Genomic DNA, 22,908 nt, shown 5'->3' with positions numbered 1-22,908 from the left:
CGTTATCGTTCGAAGAGTAAACCAAGCAGCATGTGGTAATGCTGTTCCTCTTCAGGGCCATTGGCCCTTTCAAGGCGGCTTAAGAGTTTAGTGCAGAGCGATTTGCGGTTAAGGTTTCGCCCGTCGCTAAGGATCTCAACCACCACCTGACCCAGCGTTTCCTGTTGGGTAGGAAGCGCGGCTTTTTCGAAGTACTGTGCGATCGCTGCTGCGGAATCTGTGACGTAACCTTTCTGCTGCATGTTTCGCTCCTGTAAAATTTTGTAATCAGTAACGTTACATTTAAGGTATACATAATTTCCAAATCTGTACATCAAAAATGTACAGATTTTTAATTTTATTGTGATATATTTTATAAAGTTCTTTCTTTTCATGTTGTTGCGGGCTTGTTGTGCGTCGACAATGCTACAGGATATATTGTACAAAATGATATGGTGTTGCTAAGTTGTACAGCACATTAAAAAGGTTCATTAAGTGCCGTAAATGGTTGAGATGTAAATTATTTGTCAGGCAATTAATGTGCTATAAATGATCCTTACCCACCTCTTTTGTGGCCAAAACCCTAACCCCAGGAATCGCATGCTCACAACCATCATTTACCGCAGTCATATCTGCGAGGACGTTCCGGTGAAAGCGCTGGAAACCATGGTCGCTGCTGCAAATCATAAAAACCGGCAATCCAATGTCACGGGGATCTTGCTGTTTAACGGCACACATTTTTTCCAGTTGCTGGAAGGACCGGTGGAGCACGTTTCGGCTATCTATGAGCAGATCTGTAACGACCCGCGCCACCATAACGTTGTTGAGCTGATGCGCGATCACGGGCCTGTCCGGCGCTTTGGCAACCTCGGCATGGAGCTGTTTGATTTGCGCCAGTTCGACAGGGAAGAGGTGCTGCAGCAGGTGCTCAACAGGGGCACAACGCGTTATCAGCTGACCTATAACGACCGTCCGCTGCAGTTTTTCCGCACCTTTGTCGAGGCCACCGAGAAGGCCAACTATTTTGAACTGCCTCCCGCGGACTCGTGGGATTTTGTTACTGAAGAAACGGATTTATCGGCACAGCCTGAGGTCGTTGCGAAAGGGGCGGATTGCAGTTTTGCGTTTCAACCGATCGTCGATCCGTTTATGCAGCAGGTCGTCTCCTGGGAGGCGCTTCTCCGCACCCCGTTCGGCGATCCGCCGGGAGCCTATTTTGCCAACCGCCTGCGTGAAGAAGTTTATGCATCTGATTTGCAAAGCAAGCGGGTGGCGCTCTCTATGGCCTGCACGCTGGGATTACAGGACCAGACATTATCCTTGAACCTGCTGCCTATGACGCTGGTTAACGTCCCCAACGCGGTAGATTTTCTGCTTACCGCCATCGACGCTAATGGGTTTGTACCCGAACAAATCGTTGTGGAGTTCACCGAGAGTGAAGCCATTTCACGTTTCGATGAGTTCACGGATTCAGTCAGGCAGCTAAAAAGTGCCGGTATCAGCGTGACGATCGATCACTTTGGCGCCGGCTTTGCCGGGCTTCAGCTGCTGGCCCAGTTCCAGCCTGACCGAATTAAGATTAATCGCGATCTGGTGGCGAACGTGCATAAAAGCGGTCCCCGACAAGCCATTATTCAGGCGATTATCAAATGCTGCTCCTCGCTGGAAATTCAGATCTGCGCGGTCGGTGTTGAGAAGGCGGAAGAGTGGATGTGGCTGGAATCTGCGGGAATTTCCCAGTTCCAGGGGCATCTTTTCGCCAGCCCCCGGCATGGCGGCATTCCGGCGATAGCGTGGCCAGAGAAAAAGTTCGAATAATAATAAAGCTGTACATAAACCGGCACTCTTAACTGTACGAACGGCAAATTTTATACAACAATGTATTAACAGATGGATGGGGGAGTCTCCCATCCACCCGTGCAAAATAGGGTCTTAGTTATACAAATGGTTTGTACAATCTGATAAGGTTGGTGCAGTTAGGTATGGAAGTTCTGAGCGTGAGGGAGTTAATGGCCTATTACAGTATCGGCGAAGTGGCCGAACGATGCGGTATCAACCCCGTTACGCTGCGTGCCTGGCAGCGCCGTTATGGATTGTTGAAGCCGCAGCGCAGCGAAGGGGGTCATCGTCAGTTCGACGATGAAGATATCCTGCGTATCGAAGAGATCAAACGCCTGATGAAGAGCGGCGTGTCGGTCGGAAAAGTGAAAGCCTTGCTGGAAAACAAGGAAGTGATGACTCAGGGTAACTGGTCTACTTTCCAGGAAGAGATGATGACCGTTCTGCGCTATGCCAGCCCGGCTAAACTGCGTGCCAAAATAGGCGAATTCCGCCGGGATCACCCGATGGATGCGCTGATCGATAACATTATTTCCCCCGTCCGCCAGCGAATGAATCAGGATCAAAACACCGTGCGCCACATGGCAAGTATGCTGGACGGCGTCCTGATTGAATTCGCGATTGCAAACCTGGCGGAGTCGCGCAAGAAAGCGGGCAAAGATGCGCTGCTTATTGGCTGGGAATGCGACGACCGCACCCATCTGTGGCTTGAAGCCGCGCGCCTGGCACAGAAAGGCTGGCACATTGACGTACTGGCGGAGCCAATTGATTCGCCACGTCCCGAACTGTTCCCCGGGCAGAAAATCTTCGTCTGGACCGGAAAATCGCCGACACCGCGCCAGCAGGAACAGCTCGATCACTGGCGTGAACAGGGTTTCACCGTTACATTCCATCACTGATTATCAGAGGCCTTGCGGGCCTTTTTTGTTTTTTGTCACTTCCTGAACAAAAGCTATTTTAAAAATAGGCATTTCCGATGCATATTTACTTTTCCTCTCTCCACTGCCTGCCTGATGAAATAAGCCATTATTTTTCAAAGCATTGAACAATTATATCCATCCCGCCCGCATCTTGTGACAGGGTCTATGCTTAATAAAAGTAGACAAAAAGGGCGGTTTAGCCGAATGCCCCTGCTGTCAGAGGGTTGAAGTGATAATCGTTATCACTAACATGGTGTTATGCCCTGATGGCTAATCAGATGAGGTGGACCTATGGAACTGCATTCAGAAACCTTCAATCCTGCCGATTTTGCCTGGCGCGGATTAACGCTCACGCCTGCGGCGGCGGCGCATATCCACGAGCTGGTGGCAAAAAATCCCGACATTCTCGGCGTGCGCTTAGGCGTTAAGCAGACCGGCTGCGCGGGCTTTGGCTACGTACTGGATACCGTCACCGCACCGGAAAAAGATGACCTGGTGTTTGAAACTGACGGCGCAAAGCTGTACGTCGCGCTGCAGGCCATGCCGTTTATCGACGGAACCGAAGTGGATTACGTGCGGGAAGGTTTAAACCAGTTATTCAAATTTCATAACCCGAAAGCCCAGAACGAATGCGGCTGCGGCGAAAGCTTTGGGGTATAGGCGGTACTATGTCTCGTAATACTGAAGCAACGAGTGATGTAAACACCTGGAGCGGCGGACACCTCAACTATAAAGAGGGGTTCTTCACGCAGCTGCAAACCGACGAGCTGGCGAAAGGCATTAATGAAGATGTGGTGCGCGCCATCTCGGCCAAACGTAACGAGCCGGAGTGGATGCTCGAATTTCGCCTGAGCGCGTTCCGCGCCTGGCTGGAGATGGAAGAGCCGCACTGGCTGAAAGCCCACTACGACAAGCTGAACTATCAGGATTACAGCTACTACTCCGCGCCGTCCTGCGGCAGCTGTGACGATACCTGCGCCTCGCAGCCCGGCGCGGTACAGCAGACCGGTGCCGAGAACAGCTTTCTGAGCAAAGAGGTAGAAGAGGCGTTTAACCAGCTGGGCGTGCCCGTGCGCGAAGGGAAAGAGGTGGCGGTGGACGCCATTTTTGACTCCGTCTCGGTGGCAACGACGTACCGTGAGAAACTGGCCGAACAGGGGATTATTTTCTGCTCCTTCGGCGAAGCGATTCACGATCACCCGGAGCTGGTAAAAAAATACATCGGCACCGTGGTACCGAGCAACGATAACTTCTTCGCCGCGCTGAATGCCGCAGTAGCCTCTGACGGCACCTTTATCTACGTGCCGAAAGGCGTGCGCTGCCCGATGGAGCTCTCAACCTATTTCCGCATCAATGCCGAAAAAACCGGCCAGTTTGAACGTACCATTCTGGTGGCGGACGAAGGCAGCTACGTCAGCTACATCGAAGGATGCTCCGCCCCGGTGCGCGACAGCTACCAGCTGCACGCGGCGGTGGTCGAGGTCATCATCCACAAAGACGCCGAGGTGAAATACTCCACGGTGCAGAACTGGTTCCCCGGCGACGGTAACACCGGCGGTATTCTGAACTTCGTCACCAAGCGCGCGCTGTGCGAAGGTGAAAACAGCAAGATGTCCTGGACGCAGTCGGAAACCGGCTCCGCCATTACCTGGAAGTACCCGAGCTGCATTCTGCGCGGGGATAACTCCATCGGCGAGTTTTACTCGGTGGCGCTCACCAGCGGGCATCAGCAGGCCGATACCGGCACCAAGATGATCCATATCGGGAAAAACACCAAATCGACGATTATCTCGAAGGGGATCTCCGCCGGGCACAGCCAGAACAGCTACCGCGGGCTGGTGAAAATCATGCCGACGGCCACCAACGCGCGTAACTTTACCCAGTGTGACTCGATGCTGATCGGCGCCGACTGCGGGGCGCACACCTTCCCGTACGTGGAGTGCCGCAACAACAGCGCCCAGCTTGAACATGAGGCGACAACCTCGCGTATCGGGGAAGATCAGCTCTTCTACTGCCTGCAGCGCGGGATCAGTGAAGAAGATACCATCTCGATGATTGTCAACGGCTTCTGTAAGGACGTGTTCTCTGAACTGCCGCTGGAATTTGCCGTTGAAGCCCAAAAACTCCTCGCCATTAGTCTTGAACACAGCGTCGGTTAAGGAAAGCACATGTTAAGTATTAAAGATTTACAGGTTAGCGTGGAAGAGAAAGCGATCCTGCGCGGTCTCAATTTTGACGTCAAGCCGGGTGAAGTCCACGCCATCATGGGGCCGAACGGTTCCGGGAAAAGTACGCTTTCGGCGACGCTGGCAGGGCGCGAAGATTACGAAGTAACCCACGGCTCGGTCGAGTTTAACGGTAAAGATCTGCTGGAAATGTCGCCGGAGGACCGCGCGGGCGAGGGCATCTTTATGGCCTTCCAGTATCCGGTGGAAATTCCCGGCGTCAGCAACCAGTTCTTCCTGCAGACGGCGCTTAATGCGGTGCGCAAGTATCGCGGCCAGGAAGCGCTGGACCGCTTTGACTTCCAGGACCTGATGGAAGAGAAGATCAAGCTGCTGAAAATGCCGGAAGACCTGCTGACCCGCTCGGTTAACGTTGGCTTCTCCGGCGGCGAGAAAAAGCGTAACGACATCCTGCAGATGGCGGTGCTGGAGCCCGAGCTGTGCATTCTGGATGAGACGGACTCCGGTCTGGATATCGACGCCCTGAAGATTGTCGCTGATGGGGTGAACGCCCTGCGCGACGGCAAACGTTCGTTCATTATCGTCACTCACTACCAGCGCATTCTTGACTACATCAAGCCGGACTACGTCCACGTGCTTTACCAGGGACGCATTGTGAAATCCGGTGATTTCACGCTGGTTAAACAACTGGAGGAGCAGGGTTATGGCTGGCTTACCGAACAGCAGTAATGCACTCCAGCAGTGGCACCGGCTGTTTGAAGCGCAGGGTAATACGCGCTCCGGGCAGGCGCAGCAGCACCTGCAGCAAATGCTGCGTCTCGGCCTGCCGACGCGTAAACATGAGAACTGGAAATACACTCCGCTGGACGGGCTGCTGAACGGCGAGTTCGTGATGCGGCTGGCGGACATCAGCCCGGCCCGGCGTGATGCCCTGGCGCTGACGGTGGACGCGGTGCGTCTGGTCTTTGTCGACGGCGTCTACCGTCCTGAACTGAGCGACGATACCCAGGATAGCGGGTTCGGGATCGTGATTAATGACGATCGCCAGACCCTGAGCGCCCCGGTTCAGCCTGAAGTGTTCCTGCACCTGACCGAGAGCCTGGCCCGCAGCGTGACGCATATTCAGGTTAAGCGTAACCAGCGCCCGGAAAAACCGCTGCTGCTGATGCATATCACCCAAGGCGTAGAGGGCGATGAAATCAATACTGCCCACTATCGCCATCATCTTGAGCTGGCTGAAGGGGCCGAGGCCACGGTGATTGAGCATTACGTCAGCCTCAACGAGACCCGCCACTTTACCGGGTCGCGTCTGACGATGAACGTTGCCGCCAATGCGCAGCTTCATCACATTAAGCTGGCGTTTGAGAACCCGCTGAGCCACCACTTTGCGCATAACGATATCCTGCTGGGCCAGGATGCCGCGGCGTACAGCCACAGCTTCCTGCTCGGCGGCGCGGTGCTGCGCCACAACACCAGCACGCAGCTTAACGGTGAAAATACCACGCTACGCATCAACAGCCTGGCGATGCCGGTTAAAGCAGAGGTGTGCGACACCCGCACCTGGCTTGAGCACAACAAAGGCTACTGCAACAGCCGCCAGCTGCACAAAACCATCGTCAGCGATAGAGGCCGCGCGGTGTTTAACGGCCTGATTAACGTGGCCCAGCACGCCATTAAAACCGACGGGCAGATGACCAACAACAATCTGCTGCTGGGGCGACTTGCGGAGGTGGACACCAAACCGCAGCTGGAGATCTACGCTGACGACGTGAAATGCAGCCACGGGGCGACGGTCGGGCGGATCGACGACGAACAGATGTTCTATTTGCGCTCGCGCGGTATTGACCGGCAGGCGGCGCAGAAAATGATTATCTATGCCTTTGCGGCGGAGCTGACGGAAGCGCTGCGCGATGGCGTACTGAAGCAGCAGGTGCTGGCCCGCATTGGTCAGCGTCTGCCCGGAGGCGAAGCATGAGTTTTCCCGTAGAGAAGGTACGGGCAGATTTCCCGGTTCTGACCCGTGAAGTGAACGGCCTGCCGCTGGCGTATCTCGACAGCGCGGCCAGTGCGCAGAAGCCGAATCAGGTGGTGGATGCGGAAGCGGAGTTCTACCGCCACGGCTACGCCGCCGTGCATCGAGGTATTCATACCCTGAGCGCTGAGGCGACCCAGCGCATGGAGAACGTGCGCACGCAAATTGCGGCCTTCCTTAACGCGCAATCGCCGGAAGAGCTGGTGTTTGTGCGCGGCACCACCGAGGGGATTAACCTTGTTGCCAACAGCTGGGGCAACGCTCAGGTTCACGCGGGCGATAACATCATCATCACCCAGATGGAGCACCACGCCAATATTGTTCCGTGGCAGATGCTCTGCGAGCGTGTCGGCGCGCAGCTGCGGGTGATTCCGCTGAACGAAGACGGCACGCTGCAGCTTGCGCAGCTTGACGCCCTGCTGGACGATAAAACCCGGCTGGTGGCCGTCACCCAGGTTTCTAACGTGCTGGGTACCGAAAATCCGGTCGCAGAGATTATCGCAAAAGCCCATCAGGCCGGTGCAAAGGTGCTGATTGACGGCGCGCAGGCGGTGATGCACCACGCGGTTGACGTGCAGGCGTTGGACTGCGATTTCTACGTGTTCTCCGGGCACAAGCTCTATGGTCCAACCGGCATCGGCGTGCTCTACGTTAAAGAGGACATCCTGCAGGCGATGCCGCCGTGGGAAGGGGGCGGATCGATGATCGCCACCGTCAGCCTGACCGAAGGAACCACCTACGCTCGCGCCCCGTGGCGCTTTGAGGCGGGAACGCCCAACACCGGCGGGATTATCGGTCTGGGCGCGGCGGTCTCTTACGTCTCCGCAATCGGCCTGGACGCCATTCAGGAGTACGAACGGCAGCTTATGCACTACGCGTTGCAGGAGCTTGCCAGCGTGCCGGATCTTACCCTGTACGGGCCTGCTGACAGGTTAGGCGTAATTGCGTTTAACCTGGGGAAACATCACGCCTATGATGTAGGGAGTTTCCTCGATAACTACGGCGTGGCCGTCCGTACCGGGCACCACTGCGCCATGCCGCTGATGGCGTTTTACCAGGTGCCGGCAATGTGTCGCGCCTCGCTGGTGATGTACAACACAACGGAAGAGGTCGACAGGCTGGTGGCGGGGCTGAAACGCGTTCACCAGCTGCTGGGCTAACGGAGAGGCAAAAAAATGGCAGAGCTGCCGGACAAAGATAAACTGCTGCGCAACTTCGGGCGTTGCGCAAGCTGGGAAGAGAAGTACCTTTACATTATCGAGCTGGGGCAGCGTCTGCCGCCGCTCGGTGAAGAGGCGCATAACCCGGATAATATTATTCAGGGCTGTCAGAGCCAGGTGTGGATTGTCATGGAGCAGTCTGACGACGGCACGATAACCCTGCACGGCGACAGCGATGCGGCCATTGTAAAAGGGCTGATCGCGGTCGTGTTTATTCTTTATCACCAGATGTCGGCGCAGGATATTGTCGCGTTTGATGTCCGCCCGTGGTTTGAAAAAATGGCCCTCACCCAACACCTCACCCCGTCCCGCTCCCAGGGGCTGGAAGCGATGATTCGCGCCATTCGCGCCAAAGCTGCAATCCTTAGCTAGACTTACAGAACAGCATTCATTCTGTTTCGCGAGGTGGTTCCCGCCTCGCTGGTTTTTCAGCTTTCTGGCATCCTGCCAGTGAATAAGGAATCTCAGCATGAAGCGCGCGCCTCTAATAACGCTATTACTCCTCAGTTCGCTCGGTACGTTTAATTCGGCCCGCGCGATGGATTACCCGTTGCCGCCCGCAGGCAGTCGCCTGATTGGGCAAAATCAAACCTATACGATACAGGAAGGGGATAATAAGCTTCAGACCATTGCCCGTCGATTTAATACCGCCGCGCAGGTGATCCTTGAAACGAACAACACCATTGCGCCGGTAAACCCCGCGCCGGGTACCGTCATCACCATCCCGTCGCAGATGCTGCTGCCGGACACGCCGCGCGAGGGGATTGTCGTGAACCTGGCCGAGCTTCGGCTCTACTACTTCCCGCCGGGAGAAAATAGTGTCCAGGTATTCCCGCTTGGCATCGGACAGCTGGGGCTGGAAACGCCGGTGAGCACCACCCGCGTTAGCCAAAAAATCCCTAATCCAACCTGGACGCCAACGGCGGGCATCAGAGCGCGTTCGCTGGCCCAGGGAATTAAATTGCCGCCCGTCGTTCCGGCTGGACCAAATAATCCACTGGGGCGCTATGCGCTGCGTCTGGGAATAGGTAATGGGGAATATCTTATTCATGGCACCAGCGCGCCGGACAGCGTGGGCCTGCGCGTCAGTTCCGGCTGTATGCGAATGAACGCCCCGGATATTAAAGCCCTGTTTGAGCAGGTGCGTGTTGGCACGCGGGTACAAATTATCAATGAGCCGGTGAAATTCTCCGTTGAGCCGGACGGCAAGCGTTATATTGAGGTCCACCGTCCGCTGGCCCAGGTGGAAGGGGAGAACCCGCAGATTTCGCCCATTACCCACTCCGCAGATTTTGCGACCTTTGTTTCTCAGGCGGGAAGCGATAAGGCGCTGATTGATAAAGCCCTGTCACGCCGTGCCGGGATCCCGGTTATCGTATCAGCAGGTAGCGGCCCGTCAGCCAGCAATAGCGTATTGTCGGTGCAGAATAGCCGGGTATCTGCTGCGGTAGCAGAAGAGGAAGGGGAGAAGGTGACGCAGTAGCGGTTTGACGCAGGCAAAAAAAATGGCGCACAATGTGCGCCATTTTATTAACAGGTACTATTACTTACGGTATTTAGTAGCCTGGTTGTCCAGACGCTGGTTAGCGCGAGCTGCGTCGTCTTTAGCAGCCTGAACGTCGGAACGCATTGCGTTCACGTCGTTGCTCAGCTGGTCAACTTTAGCGTTCAGAGTCTGAACGTCAGAAGACAGCTGATCGATTTTAGCGTTGCTGGAGCAACCAGCCAGCAGAGTAGAACCCAGGATTACCGCGCCCAGTACCAGTTTAGTACGATTCATTATTAATACCCTCTAGATTGAGTTAATCTCCATGTAGCGTTACAAGTATTACACAAACTTTTTTGGGTTGAGAATATTTTTTTGATGGGAATACGCCTATTTTTGATCGTTCGCTCAAAGAAGCATCGAATCAGTGCATTTTGCGTAAAAAGCTATGTAAAAAAAGGCATTTTTCATCGGATTCATCTTAGATAAATCGCAATTAAATAGAAAAACCCGATTTGCTTTTTGAATGAATTTGGCTAATGACGGTTATAAAAAAAGCACCCATTGGGCGCTTTTTATCAGAATTAATTCGTTCGTGAATTATTACAGCACGTGAACGGATGCAGTATTGGTGGTTCCGCTTGGTACCAGCGCACCGGAAACCATAACCACAACGTCGCCTTTCTGTGCCAGACCACGATCGACCAGCTCCAGCGCCACTTCTTTACCCAGACGGTAGAAATCATCGGTAGACGCGATCTCTTTTACCAGGTGTGGGATCACGCCTTTGCTCAGCACCAGCTGACGAGCCGTGGTTTCGTTGGTGGTCAGCGCCAGGATGGTGGCGTCCGGGAAGTATTTACGTACGGCGCGCGCAGATTTACCGCCCTGAGTTGCAACCACGATCAGTGGCGCTTCCAGTTTCTCTGCGGTTTCTACTGCACCACGGCAAACAGCTTCAGTGATGCGCAGTTTACGGCTGTCGTTGTTGTAATCCAGACGGCTTTTCATCACGCGGTCGGTACGTTCGCAAATGGTTGCCATGATAGAAACGGCTTCCAGCGGATATTTACCTTTCGCGGATTCGCCGGACAGCATGACTGCATCGGTACCGTCGAGGATGGCGTTCGCCACGTCGCCTGCTTCTGCGCGGGTAGGGCGTGGGTTTTTGATCATGGAGTCCAGCATCTGCGTTGCGGTGATAACCACTTTACGCGCGCGAACGCATTTCTCGATCATCATCTTCTGCGCGAAGATCACTTCTTCAACCGGGATTTCAACGCCCAGGTCGCCACGTGCAACCATGATGCCGTCAGACGCTTCGAGGATTTCGTCGAAGTTGTTCAGGCCTTCCTGGTTTTCAATTTTGGAGATGATCTGGATCTTCTCGCCGCCGTGGGCTTTCAGGTGCTCACGGATTTCAACCACGTCTGAACGCTTACGGATGAAGGATGCCGCAACGAAATCAACGCCTTGTTCGCAACCGAAGATCAGGTCCTGCTTGTCTTTCTCAGCCAGTGCAGGCAGCGCGATGGAAACGCCCGGCAGGTTAACGCCTTTGTTTTCGCCCAGGTCGCCGTTGTTCAGCACTTTACAGATAACTTTGTTACCTTCGATAGCGGTGACTTCCATACCGATCAGACCATCGTCGACCAGCACGGTGTTACCCACGGACAGATCGCTGGTGAAACCTTCATAGGTGACTGCAACGATTTCGTTGTTGCCCACAACAGATTTGTCGGTGGTGAAGGTGAAGGTCTGGCCCGCTTTCAGGGAGACGTCGTTACCGCCTTCCAGTTTGATGGTACGGATTTCCGGACCTTTGGTGTCGAGCAGGATAGCGGCTTTTTTACCGGTCTTGCTCATCACGTTGCGCAAGTTCTGGATACGCTGACCGTGTTCTGCGTAGTCACCGTGGGAGAAGTTCAGACGCATCACGTTCATGCCGGCGTCAAGCATTTTGCTCAGCATCTCTTCGGATTCGGTTTTCGGGCCGATAGTACAAACAATTTTCGTCTTTTTCATGACAGTCTTAGTCTTTAAGTTGGGAAGGATATGGAAATCTCGCTCCGGGGGCGCACCGCCGCGGAGTCAAACCTGTGTTGCAAAAGAGTATATGACACGCACTAAGGATAGGAGACATCAAATGAGCGTGCAGAAGAAAGTGTGCCTGAGTGACAGCCCAACGAAGGAGAGGAGAAGTTGTACGTTGTTTTTTGTATTCCAAGCGCTGAAACCATTCACCAGGGATTTGGCGCGCATTATACGCTGATTTTAAGATAAAAGGAAAATGGAAACAGCGTTTCAGAATTAATCAATGTTGTTTCACATAATATTGTTATCAAGGCGTTAAGCCATGATGACAACATATGGCGGCAGGTGATTGACCTGCCGCGTTTTGCTTATTTTTGCAGCGCCTGGCTGAGGTCGGCAATCAGGTCTCTCGGATCTTCAATGCCTACTGACAGGCGGATGAGCTGCGGCACAATACCGTTTGCCAGCCGTTGCTCAAGCGGGATGGAGGCGTGCGTCATGCTGTAAGGCTGGCTAACCAGACTTTCCACGCCGCCAAGACTTTCCGCGAGGGTGAAAAGCTTCAGGTTGCGAATCACCTCGGTGGCGCGTTGCGCATCGCCTTTCACCACGACGGAAATCATCCCACCGGGCAGCGCCATCTGCGTGCGGGCAAGCTGATATTGCGGATGCGATTCCAGCCCGGGATAGAAAACCTTTTCGACCAGAGGATGCTGCGCCAGCCATTGCGCAATCGCCAGCGCGTTGCTGCTGTGTTTCTCTACCCGGAGCGAAAGGGTGCGAATACCGCGCAGGGTCAGGAAGCTGCTGAACGGATCCAGGACGCCGCCCACCGCGTTTTGCAGATAGCCCAGCTTATCCGCCAGTGCCTTGTTGTCCCCGACAATCGCCAGCCCGGCCACCACGTCAGAGTGGCCGTTCAGGTATTTGGTGGCGGAGTGCACCACGATATCGAAACCCGCTTCCAGCGGGCGGTGGATCACCGGCGACGCGAAGGTGTTATCCGCTACGCTGATGACGTTATGACGACGGGCGATCGCCGCAATGGCCGCCAGATCCGCCAGCTTCAGAAGCGGGTTGGTCGGCGTTTCGACCCACACCATGCGGGTCTCCGGGCGAATGGCGGCCTCAAGCCCCGCTAAATCGTCCGGCTTAACCCAGCTGACCTGCAGGCCGGTGCTGCGCTTGCGCACGTTTTCAATCAGGCGATACGTCCCGCCGTAAACGTCATCAATGGCAACAATATGGCTGTCTTTATCCAGCAGCTCGAGCACCGTGGAGATGGCCGCCAGACCGGAGGCGAACGCGTAGCCCCGCGTGCCGCCTTCCAGTTCGGCAATCGCGGTTTCCAGCGCGTGGCGGGTCGGGTTGCCGCTGCGGGAATACTCATAGCCGGTATGTTCGCCGGGTGACGGTTGCGCAAACGTCGAGGTGGCGTAAATCGGCGGCATGACGGCGCCGTGCTGGTCGTTGAACGCGCCGCTGTGGACGCTGAGGGTTGCCAGGTTTTTCATCATCTATTCCTTTATTGCTGAAGACGGTTGCGCCAGGCGGTCAGAACGTCGCTGCGCGTAATCAGACCGAGAAAACGGTCATTATCATTAATCACGGCCACCAGACCGCGGTCAAAAATGGCGTGCAGGGCGCTCTCCGGGGCGTGTTTATCGAGGAATTCTACCTGACGCGTCATGGCTGCCGTCACCGGCAGGGCAAAGCGCTCGCCGTTGCCGCCGATATGCCGCAGGAGATCCCACTCGTCGATAATGCCCACCACCTTGCCGTTCTCCAGCACCGGCAACTGGGAGATGTCATACAGGCGCATGCGTGCCAGCACGGTGGAAAGCGTGTCGTCCGGGGCGGCGGTGACCGTAGCGCCTTCATCGTGGCGCAGGGCGATGTAGTCGGAGAGATCGCCCGCCTGCGGGCGCGAGATGAGCCCTTGCCGGCGCATCCAGTCGTCGTTAAACATCTTCGATAGATACTTATTGCCGCTGTCGCAGGCGAAGGTCACCACGCGTTTCGGCGAGGTCTGCGCCTGGCAATATTTCAGCGCCGCCGCCAGCAGCGTGCCGGTGGAGGAGCCCGCCAGAATACCTTCCGTTTTCAGCAGATCGCGCGCGGTGGTGAAGGCCTCGCGATCGGAGATGCGCCAGGCGCGATTCACCCCTTCAATGTGCGCCAGCGGCGGAATAAAGTCTTCGCCAATTCCCTCTACCAGCCAGGAGCCCGCGTCGTGGTAGCGTCCGGTTTCGACCTGGTCGGCAAGAACCGACCCGGCGGGGTCAGCCAGGACAAACTCCGTGTGCGGCGAATGCTCGGCGAACCACGCCTGCAGGCCGCCCAGCGTCCCGCCTGAACCCACGCCGACCACAATGGCGTCAATTCTGCCGTCAAGCTGCTCATACAGCTCCGGTGCGGTGGTGGTGCGGTGCGCCAGCGGGTTGGCTTCATTGTTGAACTGGTCGATATAAAACGCGCCGGGCAGCTCATTTGCCAGGCGCTGGGCGTAATCCTGGTAATAGGCGGGGTGGCCCTTATTCACGTCCGAGCGGGTCAGCACCACCTGAGCACCCAGCGCGCGCAGGTGGAAAATCTTCTCGCGGCTCATTTTGTCCGGCACTACGAGGATCAGCGAGTAGCCTTTCTGCGCGGCGATGAGCGCCAGGCCGAGGCCGGTATTCCCCGCCGTTGCCTCAATAATCGTGCCGCCCGGCTGCAGCTGCCCGGTGCGCTCCGCTTCGTTAATCATCGACAGCGCGACGCGATCCTTAATCGAACCGCCCGGATTCTGGTTTTCCAGCTTCAGAAACAGCGAGCAGGGACCGGTATCAAGCTTGTGCAGCTGGATAAGCGGGGTACGGCCAATCAGTTCAGTGACGGAGTGGTAAATCGTCATGATGTTTTCCTTTCTGGATGTCATGACGGGATGATAGGGCGGTGAATTTTTCGCAATAAAGAACAGTTCACTGTCTTTTAGAACAGAAAAGAATATAAATGCCGTTTTTGGATGTCAGGACAGCAAGACGTAAAGTTGTCTGGATGTGGGGATGGCTATATCGGCATGGAATGCTGAAAAAACGACCGCTTTTACGGGGTGTCAGCCAGCAGATATGCATCTGGTAGATAATCATTGCTGAAATTGGTCTAAATCCTTCCCACCCGGCAAAACCGCTGTTTATTTCTGAAAGTTATAAGACATGCTTTTTTGTTCATTTAAAAGCTGATAACGCCTGTTTACTATCATTTGGACATCCATACTGCTAAACCGCTATGTGCGGAACGGATAACGTATAAGAATGATCGTACTCAGGAATATTTCGAAGGTTTTTGACAACGGAAAAGTCGCGCTGACGGCCGTGGATAACGTCAATTTGACGATTGAGCAGGGGCAGATTTACGGCATTATCGGCTACAGCGGCGCCGGAAAAAGCACGCTTATCCGCCTGCTGAACGGCCTGGAAAAACCCAGCGCCGGAAGCGTCACCATTAACGGGCAGGATATCTCCGCTGCGAAAGGTGAAGCGCTGCGTCAGGCGCGCCTGAAGATCAGCATGGTGTTCCAGCACTTCAACCTGCTGTGGTCGCGCACGGTGAGCGAGAATATCGCCTTCTCGATGCAAATCGCCGGTGTGCCAAAAGCTAACATTAAGGCGCGCGTCGCCGAACTGGTGGAGCTGGTAGGCCTGAAGGGGCGCGAGAATGCGTACCCGTCGCAGCTGAGCGGCGGGCAAAAACAGCGCGTGGGGATTGCGCGCGCGCTGGCCAACAACCCCGACGTGCTGCTCTGCGATGAGGCCACGTCCGCGCTCGACCCGCAGACCACCGATCAGATCCTCGATTTGTTGTTAGACATTAACCGTCGGTTCAAACTGACCATCGTGTTGATCACGCACGAGATGCACGTGGTGCGCAAAATCTGCGACCGCGTGGCGGTGATGGAGAACGGCAAAGTGGTGGAAGAGGGCGACGTGCTGAGCGTCTTTACCCATCCGCAGCAGCCCATTACGCAGCAGTTTGTCCGTCAGGTAAGCCAGTACGCGGAGGAAGAGACCTTCAATACCGAACTGGCTAACGATCTGGAAGGGACGGTGGTCAGACTAACCTTTACCGGACACAGCACGCACAAGCCGGTTGTCGGGGAATTAACCCTGCGCTACGGCCTGCCGTTTAACATCCTGCACGGGAAAATGACGCAAACCGCCCACGGGGTGTTTGGTCAGCTCTGGGTGCACGTCGTGGCATCCGATGAACAACTGAACAATATCCTCGCCGACCTGCAGCACAGCGATATTGAAGGCGAGGTAATTAAACATGGCTGAGAATCTCTTTCCGCATCTCAAGTGGGATCAGCTCTGGGCGGCGACGCTGGAGACGCTGTACATGACCGCGCTTTCCGGCGTGGCGACGTTTGTGCTGGGCATTGTGCTGGGCCTGGCGCTGTTTTTAACCGCGCGCGGTGGGCTGTTCCACAACCGCACGGTCTACAGCGTCATTTCGATTGTGGTGAACGTGTTTCGCTCGATCCCGTTCATCATTCTGATTGTCCTGCTGATCCCGTTCACCAAGACCGTCGTCGGCACCATCCTTGGCGCTAACGCGGCGCTGCCAGCCCTGATTGTTGGCGCGGCACCGTTCTACGCACGTCTGGTCGAAATCGCCCTGCGTGAGGTTGACAAAGGGGTCATTGAAGCAACGCGCTCGATGGGCGCACGACTGAGCACGCTCGTGTTTCGGGTTTTACTGCCGGAATCATCACCTGCACTGGTTTCAGGTATTACGGTGACGCTGATTGCGCTGGTGAGCTACAGCGCAATGGCGGGGGTGATTGGCGCCGGTGGTTTGGGAAATCTGGCTTATCTGGAAGGATTCCAGCGCAACCATGGTGACGTCACGCTGGTGGCAACGGTGACCATTTTAATCATCGTTTTCATTATCCAGTTCTGCGGCGATGTCATTACTTCACTGTTAGATAAACGCTAATAAATACACACAGGAACCACATCATGAAAAAGACACTGACACTGATTGCCGCCGCAACCCTGAGCGCCCTGAGCTTTGCCTCCTGGGCCGACACCCTGACCGTGGGCGCATCTAACACCCCGCACGCCGAAATTCTGGAGCAGGCCAGGCCGATTCTGGCGAAGCAGGGTATCGACCTGGAGATCAAACCGTTCCAGGACTACATTCTGCCGAACACCGCGCTGGCGGGTCATGACATCGACGCCAACTACTTCCAGCACATTCCTTACCTGAACAGCGTGCTGAAAGATCACGCGGGTGATAAGGACTACGATTTTGTCAGTGCGGGCGCGATCCACATTGAGCCAATCGGCATCTACTCCAAAAAATACAAGTCGCTGAAGGACCTGCCGGAAGGCGGCAAGATCATCATGCGTGACGCGGTTTCCGAGGAAGGCCGTATTCTCTCCATCTTCGAGAAAGAGGGCGTGATCAAGCTGAAGCCGGGCATCGATAAAGTGACCGCGCGCATCAGCGACATCGTTGAGAACCCGAAAAAGCTGAAGTTCACGCCTAACGTGGAAGCGTCCCTGCTGCCGCAGATGTACAACAACGACGAAGGCGACGCGGTGGTGATTAACGCCAACTACGCGATTGACGCCGGTCTGGACCCGGTTCACGACCCGATTGCGGTAGAGAGCGGTGAAAATAACCCGTACGCCAACATCATTACCGTGCATCGCGGCGACGAGAAGAAGAAAGATATTGTCGCGCTGGTGAACGTGCTGCACTCGAAAGAGATTCAGGACTGGATCCGCACCAAGTACAAAGGCGCAGTCATTCCCGTAAATAACTAATTTACTGATTTTACAGATGAAGCCCGGCGAGTCTCTCGCCGGGCTTCTTTTTTGTATCCGGCGGGAGAATCATTTAAGCTCAACGTTTAAAAGGCAATGGAGTGATGACGATGGGTAACGTGACCAAAGATGAAGCGCTGTACCAGGAGATGTGCCGGGTGGTCGGCAAAGTGGTGCTTGAGATGCGTGATTTAGGGCAGGAGCCGAAGCATATTGTCATTGCGGGCGTGCTGCGCACGGCGCTGGCGAACCAGCGCATCAAGCGCAGCGCACTGACAACCGAAGCGATGGAAACGGTGGTTAAGGCGCTGGCCGGCTAACGCGCCAGCGTTTCGCGACCTGTTCAAGCGAGCAGCAGAGCAGATAATAGACCGCACCCGTAAAGATAAAGATGGCCGCCGGGTAGATTTGCACCCGGTTATTTACCTGTCCCGCCACCGTGGTCAGCTCCGGGACGTTCACGATGAATGCCAGCGACGTATCCTTCAGCAGGCTGATAAAAATCCCCACCAGCGACGGCAAAATATTTCTCAGCGTCTGCGGCAGCAGCACGCGCCACAGGGTTTGCTGCGTGCTGAACCCCTGAGACAGCGCGGCCTCGTTTTGACCCAATGGGAGCGCCCTGAGCCCGGCAAAAACTGAATGCATCACCGATGCCGCCGTAAACCAGGCCAGCGCCAGCGTCACGGTCAGCGCCCCCGGCAGATCCCCGCCGGTTATCAGCGGCAACAGATACCACATCCAGAAAATCACAAAAATCAGGGGAATACCGCGAATCAACTCCGCCCACAGAAAAAGCCCCCTGCGCACCAGCCCAGGATAGCGCCAGGCGAGGCACGCCAGCGCCACGCCGCCGGGAAGCGCAAGCAGGGCGGCCCCTGCGGCCATCAGTAGCGAGAGCAGTACGCCGCCGGGTTCACCCGCTGCCGTTCGTCCCCACAGCAGATAATCCAGGTTTTCGACAATAACGTTAAATCCGGCAATCATCTTTTTTCCTCCCTGAATGCGGGCCGACGCGCACCAGCACCATCCCCATGACAATGCCGGTAAGCAAATAGAGCACCGTACCGACGATAAACGCCTCCAGGGCGTGGGCGTTGTAACTTTCAATCTGCCGGACCTGGTAGGTTAGCTCAGCAAAGCCAATCCCGCTGGCGAGCGAGGAGAGCTTCATCAAATTGAGGTACTGGCCGACAACGGGCTGCCAGGCGTTGGCGAGCCCCTGCGGCAGAAGAATGTAGCGAAATAAACGCCACGAGGAGAACCCTTGCGCCAGCGACGCTTCCTGCTGTCCGGCAGGAACAGAACGCAGCCCCGATGCCACTTCCTCAATTAAAAACGCCGAGGTAAAGACGCCTAACCCCCAGGCAGAACATAAAAACTCAGGGGTAAACCACCAGACGTCGCCGGGCAGAATTGACCAGCTGTGATCCGCGTTCACCGCGTCCCGAAAGCCCTGCGGTAACCCGTTCCAGGCGGCGAAATACCAGAACAGCAGCTGCACCAGCAGCGGCGTATTGCGAAACAGCGATACCCAGCCGCTGACGACCGCATTCCCGATGCGTCCACCGGAAAGACGCAGGAGCAAAAAGAACGGCGCAAGCAGGCTGGCGATCAGCCCCCCCGCCAGCGTCACCCACAGGGTGGTGAGAAATCCGGAGAGTATCCACTGCAGAGGCTGTCCGGTCAGCACGCCTTGCCAGTCGAGGGCGGGCATCAGAGGTGCTCCTGGTGCAGCGGGTTAAGCACTTTTTGCAGGAAACGCTGCGCCCGGGGATGCGACGGTTGACTGAAAAATTGCGCCGGCGGCGCGGTTTCAAGAATCTGCCCGCCGTCGATAAAGACAATCCGGTCGGCAATTTCCCGGGCGAACTGCATCTCGTGAGTCACTACAATCATGGTGATCCCGCTATGGGCAAGGGCTTTCATGACGAATAACACTTCGCCAATCATCTCCGGATCGAGTGCCGACGTCGGCTCGTCGAAGAGGATGATCTGCGGCGACGAGGCCAGGGCGCGGGCAATCGCCACGCGCTGCTGCTGGCCGCCGGAAAGTTGCGCGGGAAAATGATGGGCTTTTTCCAGCATCCCGACCTTTTCCAGCAGCGCCAGCGCGCGCTCCTGAGCAGGCTGCGGTTTCCAGCCGTGCACATGCTCCAGCGCCAGGGTGATGTTCTGGCTGGCGGTGAGGTGGGCATACAGATTGAACTGCTGAAACACAAACCCAACCCGGCAGCGCAGCTGGCGCAGCCTGCTGCCGGAAAGCTGCCCGGTCGGCTTGCTGTCGACAAGGATTTCCCCGCCGCTCAGGGTTTCAAGCTGGTTGATAAGACGGATCAGCGTTGATTTACCCGAACCGGAAGGGCCGAGAATAGCAACCACTTCACCGGGCGTGATGGAGAGGTTAATGTCGCGTAAAACCTGATGGTCGCCGTAGCGTTTGTCTACGTGACGAAACTCAACGCTGGCCTGTTCCAGATGTGAAAAATCCGCGGCACCGGCCGCGGAGTGGGAAAATAAACCTGAGAGCATATTACTGGGCTTCTATTTTAAAGGCGCGAGGCTGTGGAGCGGGCGTGTTTGGGCCAAACCAGACGTCATAGATTTTTGCCGCCTGACCGTTCTTCTCGAGGTTAACCAGCTCATCGTTAACGGCTTTCAGCAGCGCCGTTTCGCCTTTCTTCACCCCGACGCCAATCTCTTCCTTGCTGAGCAGGTCGGGCAGGATTTTAAAGTTCGCTTTATCCGGGGCCTGCGCCAGCAGACCCGCCAGGATGGTGCTGTCCTGGGTAATGGCCTGCACATTGCCGTTGCGCAGCGCCGTCAGCGCCAGCGGAATGTCATCATAAGAGAGCACGCGGGACTGCGGGAAACGCTGGTGGAGCGCCTGTTCCCCCGTGGTGCCTTTGACCGCGCCAATGCGCGCCCGGCTGTAGTCATCAAGCTTGTCCGGTGATTTAGCCGGAACCAGGAACTGTTGTCCGGTCACGAAATAGGGCGTTGAGAAATCAATCACCTGCGCGCGTTCCGGGGTGATGGTGATATCCGCCACAATCAGATCCGCTTTACCGGACTGGAGGAGTGGAATACGGTTCCCCGGATTGGTGGCAACCAGTTCAAGCTTCACGCCGAGTGATTTTGCCAGTGCTTTGGCAAAGTCCACGTCGTAACCCACGATCTCGTGCGTTTTTGCATCAATAGAGCCAAACGGCGGGTTGGCGTCAAATGTGGCGACTTTCACCACCCCCGCGGCCTTAATATCCGCCAGTCGATCGGCCAGCGCCTGCGTTGAAAACAGGCTCCCGGCGGCCAGTAATCCCAGCACAACCGTCCCTTTTTTAAACCCATTCATCTTTGCTGCCATAGTTATCGTTCGTCCCGTTGTTTTTGTTTTGCACCGTTACGCTCCCATAAGCAAAAGCTATCGCCAAATAAGAAATCGTTCTTTGCTATATACAAAAAAGCATTAGTGAACAGCATGTTACTGGCAGGTAAATGAACGGAGCTATTTGCACTTCCTGCACATCGACTGCCGGAATTGATATTTCCGCTGCCCGGAAACGCGTGCTTAACTCAGGTCAGGTGAAGCGAGAGGGGTAAAGGCAATGAAAAAATGGATCAGCACGCTACGGCGGTTTTTTGCGACCCGGCCAGCGAATGCGGAGAACAGCGCGCAGCGTGTTCTGGAGTCAATACTGCCTGTCGCCAGCCTGTACGGCGTAGACGTGGCCAACATCGACCCGGAGTGGTTCCATGATAAAACGTCACGCTGAACTGCGCCGCACGCGCGAAATGTACTGGAACGAGTTGTGCGTGATGGCTGTAAAGCAGGGATGAGCGGAAAAATACGCGGGTAAATCCTCGGTAAACGATGGCCGTTTTGTTACCACTATCTCCTTTCAGAGATGGAGATGATAATGAAACGGACAGTATTAACCCCGGCACTTTCTGCCACTGCATTACTGATTGCCATGCAGGCGGCGCACGCTGCGCCACAGGCGCACGTTGTCTGCGGCTACTCCCACACGCTCGGCGACGATGCCATTATGATGTATGGCATGCCCAACGAGGCCATGCTGCACGATTTTTTTGGAAACGTGCAAACGGATGCCTTCTCCAGCCGCGAATCGCTGCGTAGAGATGAAAAGACCACCTGCGATAACAAAGCCGACAGCTCGGCCTACTGGGCTCCCTCACTGAGGTTGCCTGACGGAACGGTGGTCAAACCGGCCTATCAAAAAACCTATTATCAGGCATCGAACGTGGACGCCTGGCCGCTGCACCCGTTCCCGGCGGGGCTGTCGCTGCTGGCGGGGGATCATCACGGTACCGCGCCGAATCCGCATATCACCTTCTTATGCGCCAACGGCAAGGGCTACACCACCAAAACGGGCGAAGTTTGCGGCTTACGCAAGGCGAACGATGCCGTGCAGTTTAATATCGGCATTCAATTTCCGAACTGCTGGGACGGGGTCAACCTGAAGCCCGCCCACGGGCTGGTCAATGCCACTTATGACACGAAAGGGCAGTGCCCGTCCGCCTTCCCGGTGAAAATCCCGACCGTGAACATGAATATTGCGTACGTGCTCCCGACGATTAGTTCGCTCGATACCAACAAAGCGCAGCTTTCTCTCGATCCCATCATGCACGGCAGCGAGCGGGAAGAGCGGTGGGGAAGCCTATATACGGCCCATGCGGACTTCATGAACGGCTGGACGGAAGACGCCGCGCGCTTTATGACCGACCTGTGCATGAACCGCGGTCTGGATTGCGGCTCCACCGTTCCGTATGGTTATTCAAAAGCGAAGGCTAACGTCTGGCTCAGTAGCCTGGAGCCCGCGCTTTCCCAGCCGGATCCCCAGGTTTTACTGGTGCAGGATAACTGGCAGAACGGCGGGCGCACCAAAAACAGCGAAACGCTGTCGCTGGTGAAGTTCCATATTCCCCCGCTGCCTGCCGGACAGGATCCTTCGCAGTTTAAATATCGCGTGCGTATTTATGGCGGGAAAGTGGAAACCAACGGCGCGGATCAAATCTTCTTCTATCCGGCAAGCAATGACTGGGATCCGGCCAGCGTGAGCTGGCAGTCGCGGCCAGCCTGCAGCTACCGTTCGGATGCGGTGCTTTACCTGAACCACGCCCGCGAGTACCGGATGGTGGACGTGGATAAAGCGGTGCGCAAGGCGCTGGCTGAAGGGAAAACCGAGATTTCGTGGTACATCGGCGGCGATCGTCAGGGAAATCATTACCAGTTTGAGACGGCTACTTCCCCGCAAAGCCTGATCCTGATGCTGACCGGCTTTAGCAAAACGCCGGAGATCTGATTACGCCCGCGTTTTTTTGTTCTCATCAACGTTAACTGGTAATGTCGACAGCCTGAATGACGGGCCAGTTAA

The 22,908-nt window shown here is 55.8% G+C and carries 25 protein-coding genes; 15 read left to right on the top strand and 10 right to left on the bottom strand.

The genetic code is table 11. The features are described from left to right. Positions 1-2 precede the first annotated feature (2 nt). Complete coding sequence (gene ycgZ / locus D5066_RS00745; protein ID WP_119914759.1) at positions 3-242, bottom strand: regulatory protein YcgZ; 240 nt, start codon at positions 240-242, stop codon at positions 3-5. 337 nt (positions 243-579) lie between these two features. On the opposite strand from ycgZ, the gene D5066_RS00740 reads away from it, so the two are divergent. The 9 genes from D5066_RS00740 (at position 580) to ldtE (ending at position 9,659) form a co-directional block, all read left to right on the top strand. Further along, on the top strand, positions 580-1,797 hold the full coding sequence (locus D5066_RS00740; protein WP_119914758.1) for a diguanylate phosphodiesterase: 1,218 nt from the start codon (positions 580-582) through the stop codon (positions 1,795-1,797). Positions 1,798-1,988: 191 nt separating this feature from the next. Further along, a complete protein-coding gene (locus D5066_RS00735; protein WP_080327357.1) occupies positions 1,989-2,717 on the top strand; it encodes a MerR family transcriptional regulator in 729 nt (242 codons plus the stop codon). Positions 2,718-3,029: 312 nt separating this feature from the next. After that, positions 3,030-3,398: a Fe-S cluster assembly scaffold SufA gene (sufA, locus tag D5066_RS00730; RefSeq protein ID WP_041910386.1), complete on the top strand. Its 369-nt coding sequence runs from the start codon at positions 3,030-3,032 to the stop codon at positions 3,396-3,398. Between the two features lie 8 nt (positions 3,399-3,406). Further along, the gene (gene sufB / locus D5066_RS00725) at positions 3,407-4,897 is read left to right on the top strand and encodes a Fe-S cluster assembly protein SufB (protein WP_119914757.1); all 1,491 of its coding nucleotides are present in this window, start codon (positions 3,407-3,409) and stop codon (positions 4,895-4,897) included. A 9-nt stretch (positions 4,898-4,906) separates the two neighbouring features. Beyond that, entirely contained in the window at positions 4,907-5,653 is a 747-nt protein-coding gene (sufC, locus tag D5066_RS00720) for a Fe-S cluster assembly ATPase SufC (protein ID WP_080327355.1), read from the top strand. After that, positions 5,628-6,899, top strand: a complete 1,272-nt coding sequence (gene sufD, locus D5066_RS00715; protein WP_119914756.1) for a Fe-S cluster assembly protein SufD — start codon at positions 5,628-5,630, stop codon at positions 6,897-6,899. The genes sufC and sufD overlap by 26 nt, the downstream gene beginning before the upstream one ends. Further along, positions 6,896-8,116: a cysteine desulfurase SufS gene (sufS, locus tag D5066_RS00710; RefSeq protein ID WP_119914755.1), complete on the top strand. Its 1,221-nt coding sequence runs from the start codon at positions 6,896-6,898 to the stop codon at positions 8,114-8,116. Before sufD ends, sufS begins: the two co-directional genes overlap by 4 nt. 15 nt (positions 8,117-8,131) lie before the next feature. After that, on the top strand, positions 8,132-8,548 hold the full coding sequence (sufE, locus tag D5066_RS00705) for a cysteine desulfuration protein SufE (protein WP_080327352.1): 417 nt from the start codon (positions 8,132-8,134) through the stop codon (positions 8,546-8,548). A gap of 97 nt (positions 8,549-8,645) precedes the next feature. Next, entirely contained in the window at positions 8,646-9,659 is a 1,014-nt protein-coding gene (ldtE, locus tag D5066_RS00700) for a L,D-transpeptidase LdtE (protein ID WP_119914754.1), read from the top strand. A 60-nt stretch (positions 9,660-9,719) separates the two neighbouring features. On the opposite strand, the gene lpp is transcribed toward ldtE, so the two are convergent. The 5 genes from lpp to D5066_RS00680 all read right to left on the bottom strand — a co-directional run bounded on the left by lpp (position 9,720) and on the right by D5066_RS00680 (position 14,592). Further along, entirely contained in the window at positions 9,720-9,956 is a 237-nt protein-coding gene (gene lpp, locus D5066_RS00695) for a murein lipoprotein Lpp (RefSeq protein WP_001082307.1), read from the bottom strand. Between the two features lie 309 nt (positions 9,957-10,265). After that, positions 10,266-11,687 (bottom strand): pyruvate kinase PykF, encoded by a 1,422-nt coding sequence (gene pykF, locus D5066_RS00690; protein ID WP_080327350.1) that lies wholly within the window; start codon positions 11,685-11,687, stop codon positions 10,266-10,268. A 7-nt stretch (positions 11,688-11,694) separates the two neighbouring features. Then, complete coding sequence (ynhH, locus tag D5066_RS23275) at positions 11,695-11,889, bottom strand: protein YnhH (RefSeq protein WP_418721936.1); 195 nt, start codon at positions 11,887-11,889, stop codon at positions 11,695-11,697. A gap of 175 nt (positions 11,890-12,064) precedes the next feature. After that, the gene (locus tag D5066_RS00685) at positions 12,065-13,210 is read right to left on the bottom strand and encodes a trans-sulfuration enzyme family protein (protein ID WP_119914753.1); all 1,146 of its coding nucleotides are present in this window, start codon (positions 13,208-13,210) and stop codon (positions 12,065-12,067) included. An 11-nt stretch (positions 13,211-13,221) separates the two neighbouring features. Beyond that, a complete protein-coding gene (locus D5066_RS00680; RefSeq protein WP_119914752.1) occupies positions 13,222-14,592 on the bottom strand; it encodes a pyridoxal-phosphate dependent enzyme in 1,371 nt (456 codons plus the stop codon). 400 nt (positions 14,593-14,992) lie between these two features. Here D5066_RS00680 and D5066_RS00675 point away from each other — a divergent pair, with 400 nt between their 5' ends. The 4 genes from D5066_RS00675 (at position 14,993) to fumD (ending at position 17,832) form a co-directional block, all read left to right on the top strand. Next, positions 14,993-16,015 (top strand): methionine ABC transporter ATP-binding protein, encoded by a 1,023-nt coding sequence (locus D5066_RS00675; protein WP_119914751.1) that lies wholly within the window; start codon positions 14,993-14,995, stop codon positions 16,013-16,015. Further along, positions 16,008-16,676 carry a methionine ABC transporter permease gene (locus tag D5066_RS00670; protein ID WP_008500617.1) on the top strand — a complete coding sequence of 223 codons (669 nt, stop codon included), beginning with the start codon at positions 16,008-16,010 and terminating at the stop codon, positions 16,674-16,676. Before D5066_RS00675 ends, D5066_RS00670 begins: the two co-directional genes overlap by 8 nt. A 23-nt stretch (positions 16,677-16,699) precedes the next feature. Further along, positions 16,700-17,512 carry a MetQ/NlpA family ABC transporter substrate-binding protein gene (locus tag D5066_RS00665; RefSeq protein ID WP_119914750.1) on the top strand — a complete coding sequence of 271 codons (813 nt, stop codon included), beginning with the start codon at positions 16,700-16,702 and terminating at the stop codon, positions 17,510-17,512. A 110-nt stretch (positions 17,513-17,622) separates the two neighbouring features. Then, positions 17,623-17,832, top strand: a complete 210-nt coding sequence (fumD, locus tag D5066_RS00660; RefSeq protein ID WP_028012876.1) for a fumarate hydratase FumD — start codon at positions 17,623-17,625, stop codon at positions 17,830-17,832. Here the strand turns inward: fumD and D5066_RS00655 are convergent. Genes D5066_RS00655 through D5066_RS00640 form a run of 4 tightly spaced genes read right to left on the bottom strand, consistent with a single transcriptional unit; the run spans position 17,813 to position 20,876 of the window. Further along, positions 17,813-18,499, bottom strand: a complete 687-nt coding sequence (locus tag D5066_RS00655) for an amino acid ABC transporter permease (RefSeq protein ID WP_119914749.1) — start codon at positions 18,497-18,499, stop codon at positions 17,813-17,815. The genes fumD and D5066_RS00655 overlap by 20 nt on opposite strands. Further along, on the bottom strand, positions 18,483-19,229 hold the full coding sequence (locus D5066_RS00650; RefSeq protein ID WP_119914748.1) for an amino acid ABC transporter permease: 747 nt from the start codon (positions 19,227-19,229) through the stop codon (positions 18,483-18,485). The genes D5066_RS00655 and D5066_RS00650 overlap by 17 nt, the downstream gene beginning before the upstream one ends. After that, on the bottom strand, positions 19,229-20,044 hold the full coding sequence (locus D5066_RS00645) for an amino acid ABC transporter ATP-binding protein (protein ID WP_119914747.1): 816 nt from the start codon (positions 20,042-20,044) through the stop codon (positions 19,229-19,231). Before D5066_RS00645 ends, D5066_RS00650 begins: the two co-directional genes overlap by 1 nt. Before the next feature lies 1 nt (position 20,045). After that, the gene (locus D5066_RS00640; RefSeq protein ID WP_119914746.1) at positions 20,046-20,876 is read right to left on the bottom strand and encodes an ABC transporter substrate-binding protein; all 831 of its coding nucleotides are present in this window, start codon (positions 20,874-20,876) and stop codon (positions 20,046-20,048) included. Between the two features lie 241 nt (positions 20,877-21,117). On the opposite strand from D5066_RS00640, the gene D5066_RS22880 reads away from it, so the two are divergent. Together D5066_RS22880 and D5066_RS00635 are read left to right on the top strand one after the other, a co-directional pair. Next, the gene (locus D5066_RS22880; protein WP_013096943.1) at positions 21,118-21,285 is read left to right on the top strand and encodes a hypothetical protein; all 168 of its coding nucleotides are present in this window, start codon (positions 21,118-21,120) and stop codon (positions 21,283-21,285) included. Between the two features lie 144 nt (positions 21,286-21,429). Beyond that, positions 21,430-22,836, top strand: coding sequence for a DUF1996 domain-containing protein (locus D5066_RS00635; protein ID WP_119914745.1), 1,407 nt, complete (start codon positions 21,430-21,432; stop codon positions 22,834-22,836). Positions 22,837-22,908 lie beyond the last annotated feature (72 nt).

The organism is Enterobacter chuandaensis, assembly GCF_003594915.1.
GTDB classification, from domain to species: domain Bacteria; phylum Pseudomonadota; class Gammaproteobacteria; order Enterobacterales; family Enterobacteriaceae; genus Enterobacter; species Enterobacter chuandaensis.
The sequence above is the reverse complement of the archived record's forward strand: the minus strand, read 5'-3'. Positions and strand labels throughout refer to the sequence as shown.